The sequence below is a fragment of the Leucobacter viscericola genome, from assembly GCF_011299575.1.
GTDB lineage: Bacteria > Actinomycetota > Actinomycetes > Actinomycetales > Microbacteriaceae > Leucobacter > Leucobacter viscericola.
On the sequence record NZ_CP049863.1, the window covers coordinates 2,077,413 to 2,097,243 of the forward strand.

At 59.7% G+C, this 19,831-nt stretch carries 16 protein-coding genes and 1 tRNA gene; 7 read left to right on the top strand and 10 right to left on the bottom strand.

From position 1 onward, the window contains the following. Window positions 1-182: 182 nt before the first annotated feature. Complete coding sequence (locus tag G7068_RS09115; protein ID WP_166291344.1) at window positions 183-1,958, top strand: hypothetical protein; 1,776 nt, start codon at window positions 183-185, stop codon at window positions 1,956-1,958. A gap of 89 nt (window positions 1,959-2,047) precedes the next feature. Here G7068_RS09115 and G7068_RS09120 read toward each other — a convergent pair whose 3' ends face one another. From G7068_RS09120 to G7068_RS09165, 10 genes are all read right to left on the bottom strand, one after another. After that, complete coding sequence (locus G7068_RS09120; protein WP_166291347.1) at window positions 2,048-2,773, bottom strand: hypothetical protein; 726 nt, start codon at window positions 2,771-2,773, stop codon at window positions 2,048-2,050. Between the two features lie 41 nt (window positions 2,774-2,814). Next, window positions 2,815-3,366, bottom strand: a complete 552-nt coding sequence (locus tag G7068_RS09125; RefSeq protein ID WP_166291349.1) for an alternate-type signal peptide domain-containing protein — start codon at window positions 3,364-3,366, stop codon at window positions 2,815-2,817. Window positions 3,367-3,371: 5 nt separating this feature from the next. Next, on the bottom strand, window positions 3,372-4,001 hold the full coding sequence (locus G7068_RS09130; RefSeq protein ID WP_166291351.1) for a signal peptidase I: 630 nt from the start codon (window positions 3,999-4,001) through the stop codon (window positions 3,372-3,374). Between the two features lie 71 nt (window positions 4,002-4,072). Then, complete coding sequence (locus tag G7068_RS09135; protein WP_166291353.1) at window positions 4,073-4,612, bottom strand: alternate-type signal peptide domain-containing protein; 540 nt, start codon at window positions 4,610-4,612, stop codon at window positions 4,073-4,075. A gap of 448 nt (window positions 4,613-5,060) precedes the next feature. Further along, window positions 5,061-7,559 carry a helix-turn-helix transcriptional regulator gene (locus tag G7068_RS09140; protein ID WP_166291355.1) on the bottom strand — a complete coding sequence of 833 codons (2,499 nt, stop codon included), beginning with the start codon at window positions 7,557-7,559 and terminating at the stop codon, window positions 5,061-5,063. 644 nt (window positions 7,560-8,203) lie between these two features. Continuing rightward, a complete protein-coding gene (locus G7068_RS09145; protein WP_166291357.1) occupies window positions 8,204-8,863 on the bottom strand; it encodes a hypothetical protein in 660 nt (219 codons plus the stop codon). After that, window positions 8,856-9,404: an RNA polymerase sigma factor gene (locus tag G7068_RS09150; protein ID WP_166293091.1), complete on the bottom strand. Its 549-nt coding sequence runs from the start codon at window positions 9,402-9,404 to the stop codon at window positions 8,856-8,858. Before G7068_RS09150 ends, G7068_RS09145 begins: the two co-directional genes overlap by 8 nt. Before the next feature lie 755 nt (window positions 9,405-10,159). Next, entirely contained in the window at window positions 10,160-10,867 is a 708-nt protein-coding gene (locus G7068_RS09155) for a hypothetical protein (protein WP_166291359.1), read from the bottom strand. Window positions 10,868-11,107: 240 nt separating this feature from the next. Further along, window positions 11,108-11,575, bottom strand: a complete 468-nt coding sequence (locus G7068_RS09160) for a hypothetical protein (protein WP_166291361.1) — start codon at window positions 11,573-11,575, stop codon at window positions 11,108-11,110. A gap of 588 nt (window positions 11,576-12,163) precedes the next feature. After that, a tRNA-Leu gene (locus tag G7068_RS09165) sits at window positions 12,164-12,246 on the bottom strand. A gap of 252 nt (window positions 12,247-12,498) precedes the next feature. Here G7068_RS09165 and G7068_RS09170 point away from each other — a divergent pair. Genes G7068_RS09170 through G7068_RS09195 form a run of 6 tightly spaced genes read left to right on the top strand, consistent with a single transcriptional unit; the run spans window position 12,499 to window position 19,821 of the window. Further along, window positions 12,499-13,341, top strand: a complete 843-nt coding sequence (locus tag G7068_RS09170) for an FhaA domain-containing protein (RefSeq protein ID WP_166291363.1) — start codon at window positions 12,499-12,501, stop codon at window positions 13,339-13,341. Further along, window positions 13,338-13,943: an FHA domain-containing protein FhaB/FipA gene (locus G7068_RS09175; RefSeq protein ID WP_166291366.1), complete on the top strand. Its 606-nt coding sequence runs from the start codon at window positions 13,338-13,340 to the stop codon at window positions 13,941-13,943. The genes G7068_RS09170 and G7068_RS09175 overlap by 4 nt, the downstream gene beginning before the upstream one ends. Window positions 13,944-13,945: 2 nt before the next feature. Then, window positions 13,946-15,196: a Stp1/IreP family PP2C-type Ser/Thr phosphatase gene (locus G7068_RS09180; RefSeq protein ID WP_205881265.1), complete on the top strand. Its 1,251-nt coding sequence runs from the start codon at window positions 13,946-13,948 to the stop codon at window positions 15,194-15,196. Beyond that, complete coding sequence (locus tag G7068_RS09185) at window positions 15,189-16,592, top strand: FtsW/RodA/SpoVE family cell cycle protein (RefSeq protein ID WP_166291368.1); 1,404 nt, start codon at window positions 15,189-15,191, stop codon at window positions 16,590-16,592. Before G7068_RS09180 ends, G7068_RS09185 begins: the two co-directional genes overlap by 8 nt. Beyond that, complete coding sequence (locus G7068_RS09190; protein WP_166291370.1) at window positions 16,589-18,076, top strand: peptidoglycan D,D-transpeptidase FtsI family protein; 1,488 nt, start codon at window positions 16,589-16,591, stop codon at window positions 18,074-18,076. Before G7068_RS09185 ends, G7068_RS09190 begins: the two co-directional genes overlap by 4 nt. Then, window positions 18,073-19,821: a protein kinase domain-containing protein gene (locus G7068_RS09195; RefSeq protein ID WP_166291373.1), complete on the top strand. Its 1,749-nt coding sequence runs from the start codon at window positions 18,073-18,075 to the stop codon at window positions 19,819-19,821. The genes G7068_RS09190 and G7068_RS09195 overlap by 4 nt, the downstream gene beginning before the upstream one ends. The last annotated feature ends 10 nt before the right edge of the window (window positions 19,822-19,831 follow it).

Consider the following 19,831-nt stretch of genomic DNA (forward strand, 5'->3'; position numbering starts at 1 on the left):
CATCGATTCACAGAAGTGGGGTTTGTGCATTTAGGCGTAGGGGTCGAAGCGGCCGTGGCGCGCTCACCTAGCGGTTGCAAGAATCCGAAACAAACGGTCGTCCTCCCCGGCGACTGCTCTGAATCGCGCATAGCGATATTAAGGAAGATAAATTGACGACCAAATCAGCGAAACTCAGGTGGGTGAGCCTCTTGGCGGCCTCCCTGGTTGTACTCGCCCCCACCGCGGCAACCGCCGCGCCCCTGCCCGAGAGCGACACGTACGTGCGTGACGCTGTTCTCAACCCGACGCTCATCACGACGAGCTCGGCGCCTATGGAACTGACCTACACGTACGGTGCCAGCGATCAGAAATCCTCAGTGGTTTCATTCGATATCGCATCCCCGCTCGTGTACAGCGAGGCTTCGATCAAGCTTGAGGCTGCAAACATGAAGCCTGGCACTCTGCAGATCACCCTCGAGGGCCGCGCCTTCAACACCGACACCGATGGCGATACGTGGGACGGAAGCGTCTACCACGTGAGTTACGAGACCATTGCAGAAGCCGGAGCGCACGAGTACCCCTCGACGCTCTACTTTGAAACGTCGCGATTCCGGCACGATAGCCGCTTGAGCGACCTGCCCGTGAAGATCATGAACGACGGCGAGCTCACCGACACCAAGCTGGTCAACGTTAAGGAGCCGAGCACAGCGCCCACCGTCATCAATACCTCGGTCGACAACGGTAAGTATGACTCGACCCGCGCCGAATACGACGCGGCCACTTCGGCAGAGACCCGGCTCGACACCTCCTTCAACAAGAAGATGGGTATCGGCACGATTGACCTCACCAACCCCGAGCTGAACATCGTCCGCACCAGCATCAACGGCGCAGTGATGAGTGATCACGATGGCCCCACGGGCGTCAACTTTGACGCCACCCTGCCCGCTCTGAACACCGTCTACAACTCGGCAACTCCAACCGGCGGCATGGCCGACACCCCTTCCGGTCTCATTTTCGCGGCACAGAAGCTCGACCTGACCCAGCCCGGGTTCCCCAATATTCCGGGTGTTAACGTCGTTTCTGCGCAGTTTACTGAGGTGGGCGGTGCGTACGGCGATCCGCTGGGAGACCACGAGGTGCGAATTTCGAAGGATCCGGCCACACAGCGAACCCACATCGAGTACCACGTCAACAGCTTGCCTCGCGACGAGAAGCTCTTCCTGGTGTACTACCAAAACGTCGAGACGATCCCTACGCCCACCGGCGACTACCCCGAGTTCGTTGGTAACGCAGCAGTGACGTGGGATCAGCAGACCGCCGATGCACCCAACAAGATTGGCACCTGGCAGACCCCCTACGCAATCGCCGCCGCCGCGGTGAACACTGTGAAGTCTGTCGACAAGACGGCAATCCACCCGGGTGACTCCCTCTCGTACACGTTCGACATCAATGCCACAAAGGACTCTGCCTCCTTCTGGATCGCCGACAACGTTGATGCCCGAGTACCCCTGCAGGCCGACACCGCGACATCGACGAACAGCAAGTGTGTGCCGTCGGTTGACGCAGCTGAGAACCTCTTGCGCGTGGACTGCGACGCACTTGCGGTCGGAGAGTCCGCAAAGATCACTGTGGGAGTGGACACCACCGGCACCCACGATGGTGACAAGATCGACAACACCTACTACCTGGGCACCGATCTTGGTTACCTGAAGGGTAACGACGTGAGCACCGTGGTGACGGAGTCGGTAACGCCTCCGCCCGTCGACCCGACTGATCCGACCGTGGACCCCTCTAACGGCCCTCAGCCAACGGATCCAACCAACGGAACGACATCAGACAACGCTAATCAGCCTGAGGCCGCACTGGCGACAACCGGCGCAGATCTTCTGCCTCTCGGCATCGCCGCAGCAACGGCCCTGCTGCTGGGCGGGGGCCTGCTGCTGTTCCGCCGGCTAACCGTTACTCACAAGCAGTAGTACCGGCTTCGCAACACACTCACGGCCCCGCAGCTCCGTTTCGACGGTGCTGCGGGGCCGTTGGTGTTTCGTCTTCCGGCCGCCCTACCCTAGCTGGCCGCAACCTCCACGGTGCCGTCGAGGTTATCGCCGACGAGCTTGAGGGTGAACGCACCGTCGTCGTCAACTGAGCCCTTGTCAAATGTGATGAGCGTCACGCGCGGAGCCATGTCTGCGGTGCAGACCTTGGTCTTGTCGGTCACAAACGTCACCGTGCCGCTGTTCCCGGATCCTGACAGCGATTCCACGACCGGCGGGCAGCCTGACGAACCCCAGGTCAGCAACACGAGAGTGTCGTCGTCGATCCAGCTGGCAGACGGCTTGTTGTCAGTCGGAGTTCCAGGGGTACCGGTGATCGATGTGCCGTCGATCTCAATGGTGCCGACCCTGTCGCCATACGTCACCTGGAGCGTGACGTCTTTTGTGGGGTCCACGCCAGAGGGGAGCTCTCCCGCACTGGCTCGCGGCACCAAGTCCATAGTGCAGACTGAATCGCTGGCAGGATCGACCAGCGTTACTGCAACCGTTTGTCCCTTGGCGGTTGCGGATTTCACCTGCGGAATACAGGTCGACGATCCCTGAGTGGTCACAACGAACATGCGACCGTTGTCGAGCAGCGCACCCGCCATCTCGTCAATGTCGTGGTCGCCCGAGCCCTCGGTGGGCGAGGGAGAGGCGGTCGGCGACTCGGCTTTCGGAGCGGCTGCACAGCCAGCGAAAAGCAGTGCCGCAGCAAAAGCAGACAGAACAGCGACGGTGCGTTTGGTAGCTCTCATGTCAAGAGAATAGCGCGTGAAAGGTGACAGGCGGGAGTGAATTAGGGCTGCGTTTGGGTAACGGTGAACTTCATGTTGTTCAGAGTGACGCTTCCCCGCATTGACGTGTTGTCAGTGGCTGGTGCGTTACCGCCTGGCCAGGTCACTGTCGTTGTGACGCGGATGGTCTGGGATCCCGGTTTCGCGGTGAATGCGGCGCTGGTGCGCCCGTCAACTGTGACGCTTGCTGATTTCGTCAGGCGTGCGGCGAGCGCAACATCCTCTGCCTTGGCGGGATTGGCCGGGCTGATTGACGCGGGGTCGAGGGCGAGCGTTCCCTGCAGGTTGTCGCCCCTTGCAGTGAGATCCATTGTGGTCTCGTAGGTGAGCGTGTCGCCTGGTGCGACGCGGAAGGTGTCGAGAGTAACGGTGGTGCCCGTCTGATCCGTCCACGTTCCCGCGGAGGGCGCGGTGAGGCTGAGGTCACCTGCGCTAATAGTTGTTGTAACGGAAGCAAAGGCTCCACTGTTCCAGGCGGCAAGTGTGCCGCCGCCGCCGAGCAGGAGGGCCGTGCCGGCAGCTGCAGCAATAAGACTCTTGGTGAGCTTCTTCATGGTGCTTAGGCGTCCTCTCGCGATTGCGTTTCGGCTGCAAGTTCCGTGCGTTTGCGACGCCGGCGATCTACAGCGGCCCTAGCGAGTGTGATCGCGGCGTAGAGAAACAGCCCGCCGGCAATTACAGGAACGAGGAGAGCGCGAAGTTCTCCGTTGAGTGCGTTCTGCACCCAACCCAGACCGGGAACCGCGTAGAGCAGCTTTCCCTTGAGCTGGACCTCACGGACGGGTTGAGGATCAGGCTCGGGGTTGTTGTCCCCCTGCGTTCGGAAGACGTGCTCTCCTGTGGCGTTTACCGCAACCTCGATGACGCGGTGCGTGACGACTGCGGGTTTACCCGAGTGCAGCTGGAAGGTGACCACATCACCGACAAGGATGTCTTCCGCGGGGGTGGGTTGCACAACCACGAGGGTGCCGGGCGGGTAGGTCGGTTCCATCGAAGACGTAAGAACCGCGAGGGGTGTGGCCCCGATCACCGCGGGAACCGCGATGGTGGCGCCCGCGACCAGCAGAAGCCCCACCAACACGAGCATGCCGAGCGTGCTGCCCACAAACCTCAGCGACCGGCGAAACACACCGGCAGTCGGGGCTTCCGTTACAGGGCTAGCGGTTGCGGAAATCGCAAGCGTTGTCATCGATGTTTCCCTTCGGAGAATCAGAACCACGGGTTCCGGGTCGGGGGCGCGTGCCCCCGACCCGGTGAGGATTAGGCCTGGGTAGCCGTGATAGCGAAGTCAGCGAGTGACACGCTGCCGAGCTTCGCGAGGTTGTCAGCTGCGGGGGTGCCCGACGGCCACTCGACCGTGACGGTGACGTCAATTGCCTGAGCGGTTCCGGTCGCGGTGAAGGTGCTTCCCGCTGCACCGTTGACCGTAAACGTAGCCGAGTCAGTGAGAAGGGCTGCGAGTTGGGTGTCGGCGGTGCCCGCGGTCGCCGGGGCGATGGAGGCCGAGCCGATGCCGATCGTACCTGTCAGGTTGTCACCGATCGCGGCGACATCGACCTTGGTCTTGTAGGTAAGGGTGTCACCGGGAACTGCGCGGAAGGCGGCAACGTCAACGGCTTTGCCGTTCTGATCTGTCCAGCTGCCGGCGGTTGCGTTCGACAGCGACAGGGTGCCAGCCGAGATCGTTCCGGTGGTGCCCGCATCGATGGTGTCGTTCCAGAACGCGAGGGTTCCAGCGCCACCCATGAGAAGGGCGATTCCGGCAGCGGCAGCAATTGAGCTCTTGGTCAGCTTGTTCATGTGGGTTTCCTTTGTTTGTGGTGATGGTGAAGCGGCTTTTTGGCGTGCTTCATTGAAGAGACGGGGAAGGAGGTGTCCGAGGCGCCCCGCCAAGATGTTGGTTGTAGAGATCGTGCTTGTTTAGGCGAAGCAGTTGCCACAAGCGATGGCCGTGCCCTTGGCTGGCATGGTCTAACCTCCTTATGGTTCGCTACTTTTGGGTACGCCAATACAGGCGAGAATTCATCACTCCCTCAAATTGAGTCAGAGCGGTGTTAGCGTGCTGTGCCGAGGCTGGTGGTCAGCTTCTGGCAACGAATAGGTTTCCCCCGAAACCTGATTCACATCGCCTAGTTGGCAATGGGGCTAACACAAATAATGATTCCAGCCCCGGCAAACGAATTGGGGTGATACGTACTTATCTACGTAGTCCAACAACTCAAGTAAGTACGTTCAGCCGGAAAAGGCGCTAGAGAACGTCAACGAGGTTCGCTCGGATCTCCTGTCGGCTGTTGACATCAAGCTTTTGCATAATGCGGTGCATGTGAGTTTCGACGGTTCGAATGCTCAGTACAAGGCGAGTCGCGATTTCCTGATTTGAACGCCCCACTGCGGCCAATCGGGCTACTTCTCGTTCACGCTCTGTGAGAGATACCGCACCAGCGGCAATACGAGCTACATCGAATCGTTCGTGCCCATAAAGCTCACGCAGTTCCATGAGCTTGTCACTGGCGGCCTTGGCGACATCTGAATTGCCGTCTTCCCTCGCCACGTTACTGACGTGCTGGAAAGCCCGAATCGCGGTACCGAGGCGCCCCGACGATAGAAAGACCTCCGCGGCCTCAAGCATTCCGGTGAGGTCGACGGCGAGAAATGCCTCGTAGTACTGCAGCTGGGAATCGAAGACAAGCGTTCCCTCGACCTGGGCGAGATACGACCGAGCCTCACGAATTCGCTCGTTCGTCGGATCAAGCTCGACAGCCGTCAAGAACCCCGACAGCGCAGCAAATAGCGCCCGCCGTTCCCAGAGGTTCTCCGCAGCACTCCAGAGAAGGTCGGCTGCCTCAACCGGTTGGCCGTTAAACACCAGCAGTTGCGCGTGCGCCCACGACCGAGATTGCCCGGGTAGCGGGCCGTCAGCCGACGTGAGCAGTTCAATATCAGCAATACGTTGCTCACCCGTGGCGATGTGACCGCTGCGAATTGCAGAGAGCGCACCGACCGAGAGGAGAGCCAACTGGTTTCCTGCTGGGAAGGGTGTTGGATGCCCCGCGGCCAGCACCGACTCAACAAGCCCGTCTAGGCCGATGGTGTCACCCGTGTACACCCGAGTGATCATCACGCCGGATCCGAACAACCGAACACCTTCAACTTCGAGGTAGCTGGTTGCCTCGTCTAGACCATGTGTAAACAGTTCCAGAGCTGCAGTGAAGTCGCCCTTGCCGAGGAACGACAAGCCGTTCAGCATTCGAGCCGGATTCGAAGGGGTCGTCAGAGTCTCGAGTTCGGCGTAGACCCGTTGTGCATCGTCGAAGCGCGCGGTCCCGCAAAGCACGAACAGCTGCACCTGCAGCAGTTTGATCTTTACTGACTCCGGGAGATCCTCGGTCACCTCGAGGCGCTCGGAAAAGTCATCAGGCAAACGCCCGAGACTGTACTCAATTTCGATTTCTGCGGCATCGAGGATCCGGCCAAATACACCAAGCTCTTCGCGATACTTCGCAGAGCACTGAAGAGCTGCCTCGAGATCCTGGTCGGCATACGCAAGCCACCGAGCCTGAAGCGACGCGAACATTGCCCGCTCAAATGCGCCCTCTGCAGTTCTGTCTGTTTCCGCGAAAACCCGATTGGCGACGGCTTTTGTTGCGGGGGTCATTGTCTGACTCAGCGCCTCAATGTAACGAATGGCGTTTGAAGGCACGGGAGCGGATTCCCACTCAGTCGCGGTGACAATCCGCAACGCTCGCTCACGCTCGTGAAGCAGACCCACAAACACGGCATCGCGCTCTGACGCTGGCTCGTGACTGAAGGGACGATCGAGAACAATCGACTCGTCTGATGCGATTTTGCCCAGCCTCTCTCGAATGAGTTCTGTGAGGCGCACTCTGCGAGCGTTGAGCGGTTCGTGCCTGAAGAACTCAACAAGCATCGGGGGAATAACCGTAACGAGATGGGACTGACCGTTTTGAATGAACGTCACGAGTGCGCGTTGCTCAAGCAGCTCGAGCGTCTCCCAGTCAACGAGTTTCCTCACGGTGCTGAGGGTCGCTGATCCCGTGATGGCGATGATCTCCAACGCGTCTCGCGTGTTGTCGTCCAGGTCCTCCAGGTAGCCCTCAAGCACCCCACGCAGGCTTGAGCTCCACAGGTCTTTTAACGCCACCAATTTTCCGCGACGGGGGCCAAGCTGCCCGTCTCGAATGGTTGCGTCGACGAGATTCACGGCAAGGCCGATGTTGCCACCCGTCTTGCCATAGATGTGACTGAGAGTGCTCGATTCAATGGGAGCGTTGAGATGATCAACCAGCGCCCGCTCCATGTCTTCAAAACGAAGCGGCGTCATGTCGATCACCTGTGAAGACTCAATCGTCGAGGCGCGCAGCCCGCTTGGAGTGTGTCTCGCTCGCAGGCCCTGCAGACGGGTCAGTACAACAGGCACACCGGTCGCCCGACGGGTCGATTCTGTGACGCCCCACGACGACTCATCGAGGTCATCCCAATCGTCAAGAAAGAGGACTGCTCGTTTGCCCTTCAGGATCTGCTGGAGCGCAGCTCCCGTCTCCTGCAGGTTGCCAAGCTTGCGATTCTCACCACCGATTCCGGCAAGGTGAAGCGCGCCAAGGGGGTGCTGTCGAAGAGATGCGACGCCCCGAATCGTGACAACGGTCCAGTCTTTGTCTTCGAGCCGCAGTCGCAGCGCGTTGAGAAAAGTGCTGCGCCCGCTGCCGTGTCCGCCTACGATATCCACACTGATACCGGCCTGCACAAGATTCTCTGCACGGGCCAGGCTATCTTCACGTCCTACAAAAATTTGGTGCCCGCTTTCTCACGAAACTGCACAGATTAGGGCGATTATACTCCCCGTGCTCCTACGCAATACTGTGTTCTCAGCGCGGCGCATTTTGATCATATCGGGCGTCCTATTGAACGTTCCCAGGGTGCGCTGAGAGAAAGTTTAGGGTGGGCCCCAGCGCGGATTACTTGGGGGGTGCGCTAGGGCCCCGAAGGCCGGGTGGCCTTCTGCGGTGGACAGAAACTGCCGCACCATTTCTCGAATGACACCTACCTGATTCGAAGCCTTTGACTAGGGATTTGTCGCGAGCGCCTCACAGATAGCTGGTTCGAAACTCTAGGACGGGGTGGAAGAACCGTCAGGCACTCCCGCGGAAAACCCACCCCGCGACGCCGAACCTCGAGTTCATGAGGTTGGGCGTAAGAAAAAGTTACTCAACATCGACCAGTCAGGGGCTCAACTACGAACTAACGTCAGTACGCAGGGACTGGGATGTAAGTGGCACGCAGATGCGACATAAGTAGACATGCGCAATAACGCCTGTGCCCTAAGAACAGGGGCTGCGAGGGTGTCAGCCTGGGTGGCCGACGTTGCTGTGCTCAATCACGGGACTGGGCAGAAAGATCCGCATCAATAAATATCGACCCCGCTCTGCAGACGCCCTCCGGGGTGGTCCAGGAAACATCTAGCGCAGCCTGGCTTCGATCGTCTCCCGACGTAGTAATCATCAGCTTCTCGCCAGCTGTTAGCGCCCCATCAGGAACATCAATGACAGTCTTCCCGTCAATGACTTCAACACCGATCATTGACTTCGAATGCAAGTCCGGGCAGCTCTTTGGAGAAGGGGTGCCTGACAACACGTCTGGTTCGTCAGACGGTGCATGCGCAAGGACATCCCCGGCCTTACCGGCGGCGACTTCTTCAGGGGTGTAGGCCTCGACCCCGCGGATACCTGTGTCTGTACCCCCGAAGGTCACCGTTGCGGTGATGCCGCGCTTGGCCAACTCTGCAGCAAGCCCATCTGCATCGTGGAGCGAGTTGAGGGTGATCCGGGTGCCTCCCTGAGGAGCATCAGTGACGGCATAGGCAGGGGAAGACAAAGCGGGAATATACGCGATCAGCCCGACGACCATAAGAGCCGCGGCAGCGGCGACGCCGATCCCGCCCAAACGAAGTCGGCGCAACTTTTGCTGCCGCCGGGAAGCGTACTGCTGCAGTTCAGCCAAAAAAGCTGTCTGGTCACTATCGAGATTATTCACCGTGGAGTTCCTTTCGTGAAGCGTCATCTAATTCAGTTGCGACAGCACGAAGAGGGCTGTCGGCGAGTTCATTGCGTAGGCGGGTCTTCGCCCTGTGCAGACGGACGCGCGCAGCGCCGGGAGCGATCCCTAAAGCGGCTGCGGCGTCGGTGATGCTCAACCCGTCAAGCGCTGTGAGCTCCAGCAAACTTCGGGTCTGCGCGGGAATCTTTGCCAGTTCGTCTCGAAGCGCAAACGCGGCACGTTCAGCATCGATTCGCTGCTCCAGACGCTCAATCGCGTCGTCGGCAAGTTCCCGTTGCCCCTTCTGCCGCGATTGAGCTCGCCAACGTCGTGCCGACTTTCGTTGATAGTCGGCGGTCAGTCGAAAGGAGATTCCGAACAGCCAGGCGACCGGCGCTGGGCCGCTTGGATCGAAACGCCGACACGAACGAACTGCCGCGAGAAACACCTCAGACGTGATGTCTTCAACAGCGTGTGGATCCTGAATGCGACGCGCCACAAAACGTTCCACGGCGGCCACATGACAGCGGTAGAACATTTCCAGCTGTGCTGGATCCTGACCGATTCGACGAACATCCAGCAAGCCGGCGTCAGGCTCACATGGTTCGTCTACATCTTCAGGAATTATGCATTTTGGTTCCACAACTAAGTACTCGCTCCACAGCTCGCAAACGTTACATGGCAGATTTCGAGCCCTCTGTGGTTTCGTCTTCACTCGGGTCACGCAAAAACAAAACAATCCCCAACCCGATAAATCCGGGTCAGGGGTTGCATTCAGTCTCGTGGGGTGTCTTGCGAAATCCCGGAGGCCTTATGCCGCAAGTGATCCACGCGCCGTCCCACAACAAGATTCCATGTTAAGGCCCCAATTATTCCAGCGATCTTGACCTTCTAGCTTCTAGCCCTTCAACCCAGTGAAGTTCTCCTCATCCCACTGAATCAAGGCTGCTTCAATGATTTCGAAACGTTTCTCAGCTACGCCTCCGGCGTTATTCCTTCTCTAAGCCCAACCCAACTCGAAGGGTCCTTGTTGGCTATGGGAAATGACCCCCGGATCCTCCCCGTCAGGCAGATCGATTCGCTTTCGAAACAGATTCTGAATTTCTGTGAACGGATCCGCATCAAGGGCGCGTGGCATGCGGCGTAACCGGTCTAGAGCTCGAATTTATCGAGCCTTAATGACGAGGAAACACCTTCACGCCGAGTAGGCGAAAGAGACTTTCGTTCTCTAAATGCCACCTGGTGCGTAAGTACAGAATCGAGGGATCCTCAACCATTTTGCGTCAGATCGACTCACGGAGCTTCCTCACCTGCACCAGATCTCTGAAACTCATTCTTGGTTCGGATCAAGCTCTCCGCGAAGCTCTCCGCGCTTTTCTTCCGTATGGGGAGCGCCCCTGAGAACTTTTCGGAGCGAATTTCAATGCCCACTGCAAACGAAGTATTCTTCTCATCCCGGCCTCGACAGGTGAACCGGATGCCGTTACTTTTCCAAAGGGACGTATCCAGACGGGTGGGCTCAATCGCTTGAATACTTTCCCACGGAAGGACTCCCTCGGTCTTCGCCATTTCGCAGTTCCAGAATACGAGACCTAACGAGGAAGCAAAAAGTATGCCGCGAAGGTCGCCAAACACAAAAGCTGGCTTCCCGAGCTGCACCCCCAGATCATGTGCGCCCCGAAGACCAAAGCGAATATGCCTTACTACAACTGTCTGGCCGGCTCCATGTTCCTTCCGCATTTCGCGCATTGAACGTGCGCCCATCCTCCAGGACCTTATTGGTAACCAGGCCAGCAGTGCATATGGGGCCAGCGTGACCAAAAAACTACCCCACCCCGGGTTCTCACCGCGTTGAAGAGTCTTGATGAGGTTCACAAGCAGTAGTGGGTAGACAATAAGGAAAATCACGCCGGTCGCCACATACATGGGCATCTTCCAAAAGGGCTTTAAAATTGGAGCGACTTGCAAGTTCTTCCGAGATTGGCTCGGTCCAAGTTCCATTTAGACGAAATCCTTCACAAGAAGGAACAACCCAAACAAGATCGAGAAGATACCCATGGCTGCCACGTAACGAGGCGTCATTGACCTTGCACTGCGCTCATCCCCAAGGGTCTCGCGGTATCCGCGCTCGAACAAGTCGGCAAGCGGCTTGCATAAAGCCAACATAACCGCCCCACCCCCTATACCAACCCAAGCAATTAACACCAAGAACTCCGATCGCTTCCTTCCTGCTCACTTATCTCAATTTTTCCGCAGGCTCTCCAGCGCGGCCTTCGCGAAATCACCCGAGATTGAGTAAGCGGAGGCAACAAGAAGATTCCCATCGAAATCAACTTCAGACATATATTGGTGCTCGACACTTTGAGAACGCACGAAAATCGCCTCCGCATTGGTAGTTGCCTCACGCTCGACATAAACAGAATCACGCAGCGAGTGGAGCAAGTCCTTCTTGACTGAATCGCTGATGACGGCTGCGCCAACATAGCCGAATGCATCTGTGTGAGAAATTCCCCACCCACAATAGATTGACTCTCTTCCACTCGTGAGCGCGGCCATCGTTTTTGGACCGAGCAGTACCGCAAATTGCGCTTCTGCTTCCTCGCTGTGCGTATGCAATTCGAGGCGAGGATCAAACGACTGGATCACGCTTATCGGGATCAGCTCGTCACAGTCCTCAGGTATCTCAAACTGATCTTCGACGGGGGTCACACTTGTGGTTGGAGAGTCGGGCGAACTTGACGGGCTAGAAGTTTCAGCGGAAGAGGAATTCGAAACTTGCGTCGTTACGCCACCAAAACAGGCGGTAACGCACGCAACAACTCCAAAAGCAATTGGAACTGTAAGAGTCCGCAAGTGTCGTCTATTGCGCGCCATAAGACGCAGCCTATCCTTGTCCACTCAGGCGGGTCGATTTCACGAGCTCCCTGCGCTCAGTCCAAGTTTTCTCATCCAGGCACGGTGGTAGGCAGCACGCTTTCCCTCAGCACCCAAGCAACCATCGCGCGGTAAGGGCTCAATAAGCCATCCCGACCGGCGACTCTTCGCGTCGGTGCAATTATTGAAGCACCGTTTGATTCCCGCATGTTGCACGCCGCATGAAGCTTGGTGAGGTTCTCTACGGCGAAAGCCCCGCCCGCGCTATGCGGTGCGGTGCAGTGCAGTGCAGTGCAGTGCAGTGCGGTGCGGTGCGGTGCGATTGTCTTGCACGAACACTTTCGAGTTACCGGGTTACCGGCACTCTCAGAAAACAAAAATGAGCCCGGATCAACACCTGATCCGAACTCATTCCTTATCTCGTGCGCGAAGGGGGACTTGAACCCCCACGCCCTTGCGGGCACTGGCACCTGAAGCCAGCGCGTCTGCCATTCCGCCACTCGCGCGAGTCACTCGCTCAGCGAAGTCGCCAAGAGAACTCCACTAGCTTAGCAGCATAAACTCGCTCCCACCAAAGCGGGCTAAACTAAAGCCACTCGTGCAGCGAGATCGTTGCGCGGTGCCAGAAAGTTCGCAGACCAAAGGGCCACAAGCCTCACGCCGCGCGGCAAGCTAGCACCGAGTCAACAGCCGACACCAATAGAGTCGGTAGTGAAATAGCAAATAAGAGACCGGCCAGAAGAGGGGGCGATCACCACGTGGGCATCCTGGACAACGTCGAACGCGGACTCGAGCGCGCCGTCAACGGCGCCTTCGCACGCACCTTCCGCTCGGGCGTACAACCCGTAGAAATCGCTTCGGCACTCAAACGTGAGCTCGACATCGGCGCGGTCATCGTCGACCGTGATCGTGTGCTCGCACCCAATCGCTTTGTCGCACGTGTCTCACCAAAAGACGCCGCGCGGCTGCAGGGCATGGGCGAAACCCTTGAGCGCGAGCTCAGAGGCGTCGTTCTCAAGCACGCCTCCACCCAGCACTACCAGCTGCTCGGCGAACCCGACGTAGAGATCCGCTCAGACGACTCAGTCACCACGGGAGTACTCGTGGTTGAGGCCAGCCAGGTTGAGGGTGCAGTCGACTGGGTCGCGGTCATCGAGGTCGACGGTGTGCGCCACGAACTTTCCCGCGGCACAACAACGGTCGGTCGCGGCAGCGATTGCGGGATCCGGATCACCGATAACGCAGCCTCGCGTAAGCATCTTGAACTTATTTGGGACGGCTCAGCGGGCATTGCTCGCGATCTCGGCTCAACGAACGGTTCCAAAATCGATGGGCAGCGCTTCCGTGAGGCCGCACTCGCCCCCGGAATCGTCATCACAATCGGGCAGACTTCTCTCGTGTTTCAGTTGGCTCCCGGGCGCAGCCGCAAAGCCGCCGCCAAAGCTCGCCCGCAGGCCAGTGCACCCACAACGGTTCACCAGTCGGCAAAACCAGCAAGCAAGGCACCCAGTAGGGCAGCGAGCAAGCCGGCAAGCAAACCCGAAGAAATGCCCTCAGCCGCGGCCGACAGCATCGACCAGGACTTCTGGAGGGGACTGTGAGCGAACTCACCCTGCTAATCCTTCGCATCGGCTTTTTGCTGCTGCTCTGGTTCTTCATCTTCGCAATCGTGTACGCGCTCCGCAGCGATCTTTTCGGGGCACCGGTGCGGCGCATGAAGTCAGACGGTAAGAAGGCGTCAGGATCACCGCAGCCGTTCGTGGCTGCCTCACCCGTCGTACAGGCAGCGTCGCCAGCAGCACCAACTGCCCCCGTCGCACGACAAACTGGCCCAACTACCCCCCTCGCGGCAGGCCACTCCCCAATCATCACCCCGAGCGGCGGCGCTCTCCCCTCGGCTGGCAACAGCGGTATCGCTCGCCAGCTCGTCATCACCTCCGGTGTGGCAACGGGCACGGCGATCCCCCTCGACGACGACTTCCTCACCATCGGCCGCAGCAGCGAGTCGACCCTCGTCATCGTTGACGAATACACCTCGACCTACCACGCTCGACTCGCTCGCACGGGCGATCACTGGACCCTCACCGATCTCGACTCCACAAACGGCACCAAGCTTGACGGCATTAAGGTCACCAAGCCCGTTCAGGTGCCACTGTTCACACCGATCACCATCGGTACGACCACATTTGAGCTGAGGCCCTGAGCGTGACCGTCGGCTATGAGAGTGCCATCGGATCCCACGTTGGGATGGTGCGCTCCAACAACCAGGATTCGGCCTTCGCTGGCGACTACCTCTTTCTCGTCGCTGACGGCATGGGTGGTCACGCGGGTGGCGATGTCGCCTCCGCACTCGCGACACAGCAGATCGCGCAGAGCGACGGTGAACCGACCGGCTCCCCCAAAGAGACAACCGAGATTCTCCGCAAGGCAGTGCTTGCCGCCAATCGCAAGCTGCGCGACACGGTTGGGGATCGGCCAGAACTCGCTGGCATGGGCACCACGTTCACGGGCTTCATTACCGTCGACGACAAGCTCGCCCTCGCCCACATCGGCGACTCTCGCCTCTACCTGCTGCGCGATAACACGCTCAAGCAGATCACGATCGACCACACCTTCGTGCAACGGCTCGTCGACAGCGGCAAGATCACGGAAGAAGAGGCGAAGATCCATCCGCGCCGCTCCGTGCTCATGCGTGTGCTCGGTGACGTCGATTCTTCGCCCGAGGTCGACACCGAGGTGCTCGATACTCGCCCGGGTGACGTGTGGCTGCTCTGCTCAGACGGCCTGTGCGGATACGTCGAAGATCCAGATATCGAGAAGATCCTGCGTCGCCGCAACTCGCTTCAGGGTGCTGTCGATGCCCTGATCGACAAGAGCCTCGCCCACGGTGCCCCCGACAACGTCACCGTTGTGCTCGTGGAGACGACCGCAGAACCTCACGAGATCGTAGATCCCAACCCGCGCTTTGCCGGATCCGCGGCCAACGCTCCCGAACCACGCGATGGCTCGGTGTCGACAGCGCGCAACCGCCTGCTCAACCGCCGCCGGCCTGTGCGCAAGGCTCCGGTTGTCGAAGAGAGCCACTTCGAGTCCCGCATCGACGAATACCTGGCCGAGCTGATCGCAGAAACGAAGCGCCGCAATCGCCGCCGCCGCCTGCTGTGGATCTTCGGCGCTCTTGCCGTGCTGATTGCCATCGGCGGAGCAATGTTCTTCGGCTACCAGTGGACCCAGAGCCGCTACTACGTCGGCACCGACGGCGAAACCGTCATCATCTTCCGCGGCGTCCAGCAAGATCTTGGCTCACTCTCGTTGCACTCAGTCGCAGAAGACACCGGGATCCCGCTCAAAACACTCGACGGCAATGAGCGTCGCCAGGTGGAGCGCACGCTCAGCGCGGGCTCGATCGAGGAAGCACGTGACATAGTGCTCCGGATCGGAGACACCAATGAGTGATAGCGCCGCTGAACCACGCACGTTTGAGAAGACCCGCACCAGCGAAACAGTGCTGCAGCGCATCACTGCGCTGCGTGCCCCGCGCAAACTGCAGGGTCTAGAGTTTGCGCTGCTCGTGTTCGCAATTGCGGTCGGGATCGCCGCGGTCGTCATCATCGACCTCACCATGGTGGGGGCGCCAACAACGAAACTGCTCCCCAGCGGTGCGCTATTTGTCGTCGCCGTGTTTGCGCTGCACCTCACCGTTCGCCGCATCGCACCCGATGCCGACCCGCTGATCCTGCCGATTGCGACGTTCCTTAACGTTCTCGGGGTAGCGATGATTTATCGCATCTCCTTCGACAAGCCCCTGTACCAGGAGCCGAGGGGTGACGCCCCGCAGCAGCTGCTGTGGTCGACCATCGCGGTTGTAGCGGCCATCATCGTGCTCTGGGTTATCCGCAATCACATGGTGCTCTTCCGTTACACCTACCTGACGGGCCTTGCTGCGGTCATCCTCCTGGTTCTGCCGATGCTGCCCGGCATTGGCCAAACCATTCAGGGCGCGCGCGTCTGGATCCACGTGGGTCCGTTCTCCTTCCAACCGGGCGAGATCGCAAAGATCATGCTCGCGATCTTCTTCGCCGGGTACCTGGTCCGCAACCGTGATTCGCTCGCGATGGTCGGAAAGAAGTTCCTCGGCATCCGGTTCCCTCGAGCACGCGACCTCGGTCCCCTGCTCGTCTTTTGGCTCGCCGCGATGCTGGTGCTTGTGTTCCAGCGCGACCTTGGCACCTCGCTGCTCTACTTCGGACTTTTCCTTGCAATGCTGTACCTGGCGACGGGCAGGATCGGCTGGCTCATTCTTGGGGTCGGCCTCTTCCTCGTCGGTGGCCTTGTCGCGAGCCAGACGCTTGAGTACGTCAATACCCGCTTCACAAACTGGCTCGATCCGTTCGCCGATCCGAGCGGTGGCGGATTCCAGATGGTGCAGGGACTTTTCGGCATGGCGAACGGCGGCATGACCGGCACGGGCTTCGGCCAGGGCTTCCCTCGAGACACTCCGCTCTCATTCAGCGACTACATCATCCCAAGCATCGGTGAAGAGCTCGGCCTCGTCGGGCTGTTCGTTGTGCTCGCGGCTTACCTGCTGCTTGTGGGTCGTGGTCTTCGGATCGGTTTCGCCGGGCAGGACGACTTCGGAAAGCTGCTCGCGGCTGGTCTCTCCTTCACGATTGCCTTCCAGGTCTTTATCGTTTTTGGTGGCGTTACCCGCGTCATTCCACTCACCGGGCTCACCGCGCCCTTCCTCGCGTCTGGCGGGTCCTCCCTTGTCTCAAACTGGATCATCATAGGCCTCCTCATGCTGCTCTCCAACTCTGTCCGCAATCGGCCGAAGCTGGTGATCCGCACATGAACAAACAGCTCAAATTCATTACCCGTACGGTGTTCGGCATGTTCCTCGTGCTGTTCTTCTCCGTCACCATGATTCAGTTCGTGGCGGCCGACGATCTTCGCGCCAACGAGCTGAACCAGCGCACCGTCAAAAACGGCTACAAGGTCGAGCGCGGCTCGATCCTCGTCGACGGCAATCCGGTTGCGTTCTCGACGCCCACCAATGACGCCTATCGCTACGTTCGGCAGTACTCCGACGGGGAGCTCTACGCACCCATCACCGGCTACTTCTCAACCCGCCAGGGCCGAACCGGACTTGAAGATGCGATGAACCAGGAGCTCTCTGGCACCGCCAACTCGCAGTTCTTCACGCGCATCATGAACACCATCAACGGGGTTGATCCTCAGGGCAGCTCGGTTGAGACGACGATCAGCGCAAAGGCGCAGACCGCCGCTCGTGACGCGATGGCCGAGGGTGGATTTGAGGGTGCGGTTGTTGCACTGAACCCCAAGACCGGCGAGATTCTTGCGCTCTACTCGACGCCGAGCTTCGATCCGAATCAGCTCTCCTCGAACGACGACGCGGAAATCATCAAAAACTACCGCCAGCTGAGTGAAGACCCCTCTAAGCCGCTCAACAACCGCGCGATCGCTGGCGACCTGTACCACCCCGGTTCGGTCTACAAGCTTGTGGTCGCGTCCGCGGCCATTGAAAGCGGCGCGGCGACGCCGACAACCGAATTCCCGAATCCCGCTGCACTCGCGCTTCCCCAATCAACAGCGGAGATGCAAAATGCTTCGCGCACCACCTGCGGTGGCGGCGACACTGCAACACTGCAGCAGGCTCTGGTCTTCTCGTGCAACATTCCCATCGCCGAGCTCGCGATGAAGATGGACCGCGATGAGGTGCCCAAGATGGCGAACGCATTCGGTTTCGGGCAAGATCTTGATATCCCGCTTGCCGTCACCCCGAGTGAGGCTCCGATTCCAAAGGATAAGGCGCAGGTCGCACTCTCGTCTATCGGCCAGCTCGATGTGCGTGCAACTCCCCTGCAGATGGCCATGGTCTCTGCCGGAATCGCAAACGGGGGCACGGTCATGAAGCCGCAGCTCGTGAAAAGTGTCATCTCACCCGACCTGAAAGTTGAACAGGAATTCTCGGCCGAAGAGTTCAGCAAACCCATTTCTGCGAAGACTGCGAAGTCGGTTGCTGGCATGATGGAGGCTGGGGTTACCGATCCCGGCGGACTTGCAAAAAAAGCGGGGATCGACGGAGTGCGAGTCGCGGGGAAAACCGGTACGGCCGAAAACAGCAACACGGATGACGCCAACGGCGTCCCGTTCACGCTCTGGTTCACCGGGTTCGCCCCGGTTGATGACCCGGAGGTGGCGGTCGCGGTCGTCATCGAAAGCGGCGGCGGAGCGGCATATAACAACCTGGGAGGATCTTACGACCTCCCGACAGAAGTCGGCAAACGAGTAATGGAAGCGGTGTTGAGCGAATGAGACCATCTGCAGGGATCACATTCGGCGGACGTTACGAGCTCAGCTCGCGGATCGCCGTCGGTGGCATGGGCGAGGTGTGGAAGGCAAGCGACAGCATTATCGGTCGCACCGTCGCCATCAAGATCCTCAAAGACGAGTACATGGGCGATCCTGGCTTTCTCGAGCGCTTCCGCGCCGAGGCCCGCCACGCCGCTCTCGTCAACCACGAGGGCATCGCAAACGTCTTTGACTATGGCGAGGAGCAGGGCTCCGCGTACATCGTGATGGAGCTGGTTCCGGGTGAGCCACTCTCCACGATCATCGAACGCGAGGGCAAGCTTCCCGCCAATCGTGTGCTCGGGATTGTGGCCCAGACCGCGACATCGCTGCAGGCCGCTCACGACGCTGGCCTCGTGCACCGCGACATCAAGCCGGGCAACCTGCTGATTACCCCCGAGGGCCGCGTCAAGATCACGGACTTCGGGATCGCGCGCATCGCCGACCAGGTGCCACTCACCGCGACCGGCCAGGTCATGGGCACCGTGCAGTACCTCGCGCCCGAGCAAGCGAGTGGCCACACGGCGACCGCCACGACCGACATCTACTCACTCGGCATCGTCGCGTACGAGTGCCTCGCGGGAAAGCGTCCCTTCACGGGTGAGTCGCAGGTCGCGATCGCCATGGCGCAGATCAACGACACTCCTCCGGACCTGCCGAACGACGTGCCAGAGCCCGTGCGCAACCTCGTGTACGCCTGCCTCGCGAAAGATGCAGCAGGCCGCCCGCAGACCGCAGCAAAGCTCGCGCAGGCAGCCGCTGCGCTGCACCGCGGCAACGTGCAGCTCGCAGCGAGCTACGTACCCCAGATTCTGGGTGAGACGGCGCCCGCGACCACCGCGCTGCCGCAGACAACCATGCTCGACGATGCTGCCACCACGGCGCTGCCGCAGACCACAGTGATGGCGGGTCAGACCGCCGCAACCACCGCTCTCGCTGACGACGCTCTCGAAGGTGAAGAAGAAGAGCCGGTCAAAAAGAAGAAGAGCCGCTGGACGTGGCCCCTCATTACGCTCGGCGTGCTGATCCTGCTCATTGTGGGCGGCACCGTCTTTGCGTTGATGAACAACGGGAACGGCGACGAGAAGCCAACGACCACGACCACTACAACGCCTAAGAAGACGACGGCCAAAACGACCACGCCCCCTCCAGCTCCGACCACCGGTGCTGTGAACGAGGCCGACCTGCTCGGCATGAACGTCGATCAGGCAATTGGCCAGCTCAACGCTCAAGGTTTCACCAATGTTGTGAAGCAAGAGGGTAACCCCGCTCCAGATGAAGAGGTCGGTAAGGTCACCGGCGTGAACCCGACGGGTGCTGAGGTGCCGTTTGACCAGCTCATCACCCTGACCTACAACGTTGCCTTTGGTGGCGTCACAAAGCCGGCAGCACCTTCCGCTAGCCCCGCGTCCATCAACTCGGGCGGCACCTCCTCGGTGAGCTGGCCGGTGGCCTCGTGCCCGACCGGTCTCAGCCTGCAGGCCTACGAAGTTAAAACTACGGGGTCGGGATCTGCACCGGGATCGGTCACGAGCCCGACCGTTACCGTCACCGCGAGCGATCTGAACGCGGACGACCCCAACGGAACGATCACCGTCACCTACTCCGTTACCTGCGGCAATGGATCGTCAGTTGTGCGCACCTCTGATCCGTCGGACCCCGTCGAGATCACGGTGAAGGCCCCGTCGAAACCCACAGACGGCAACTAGCCCGCGGCAC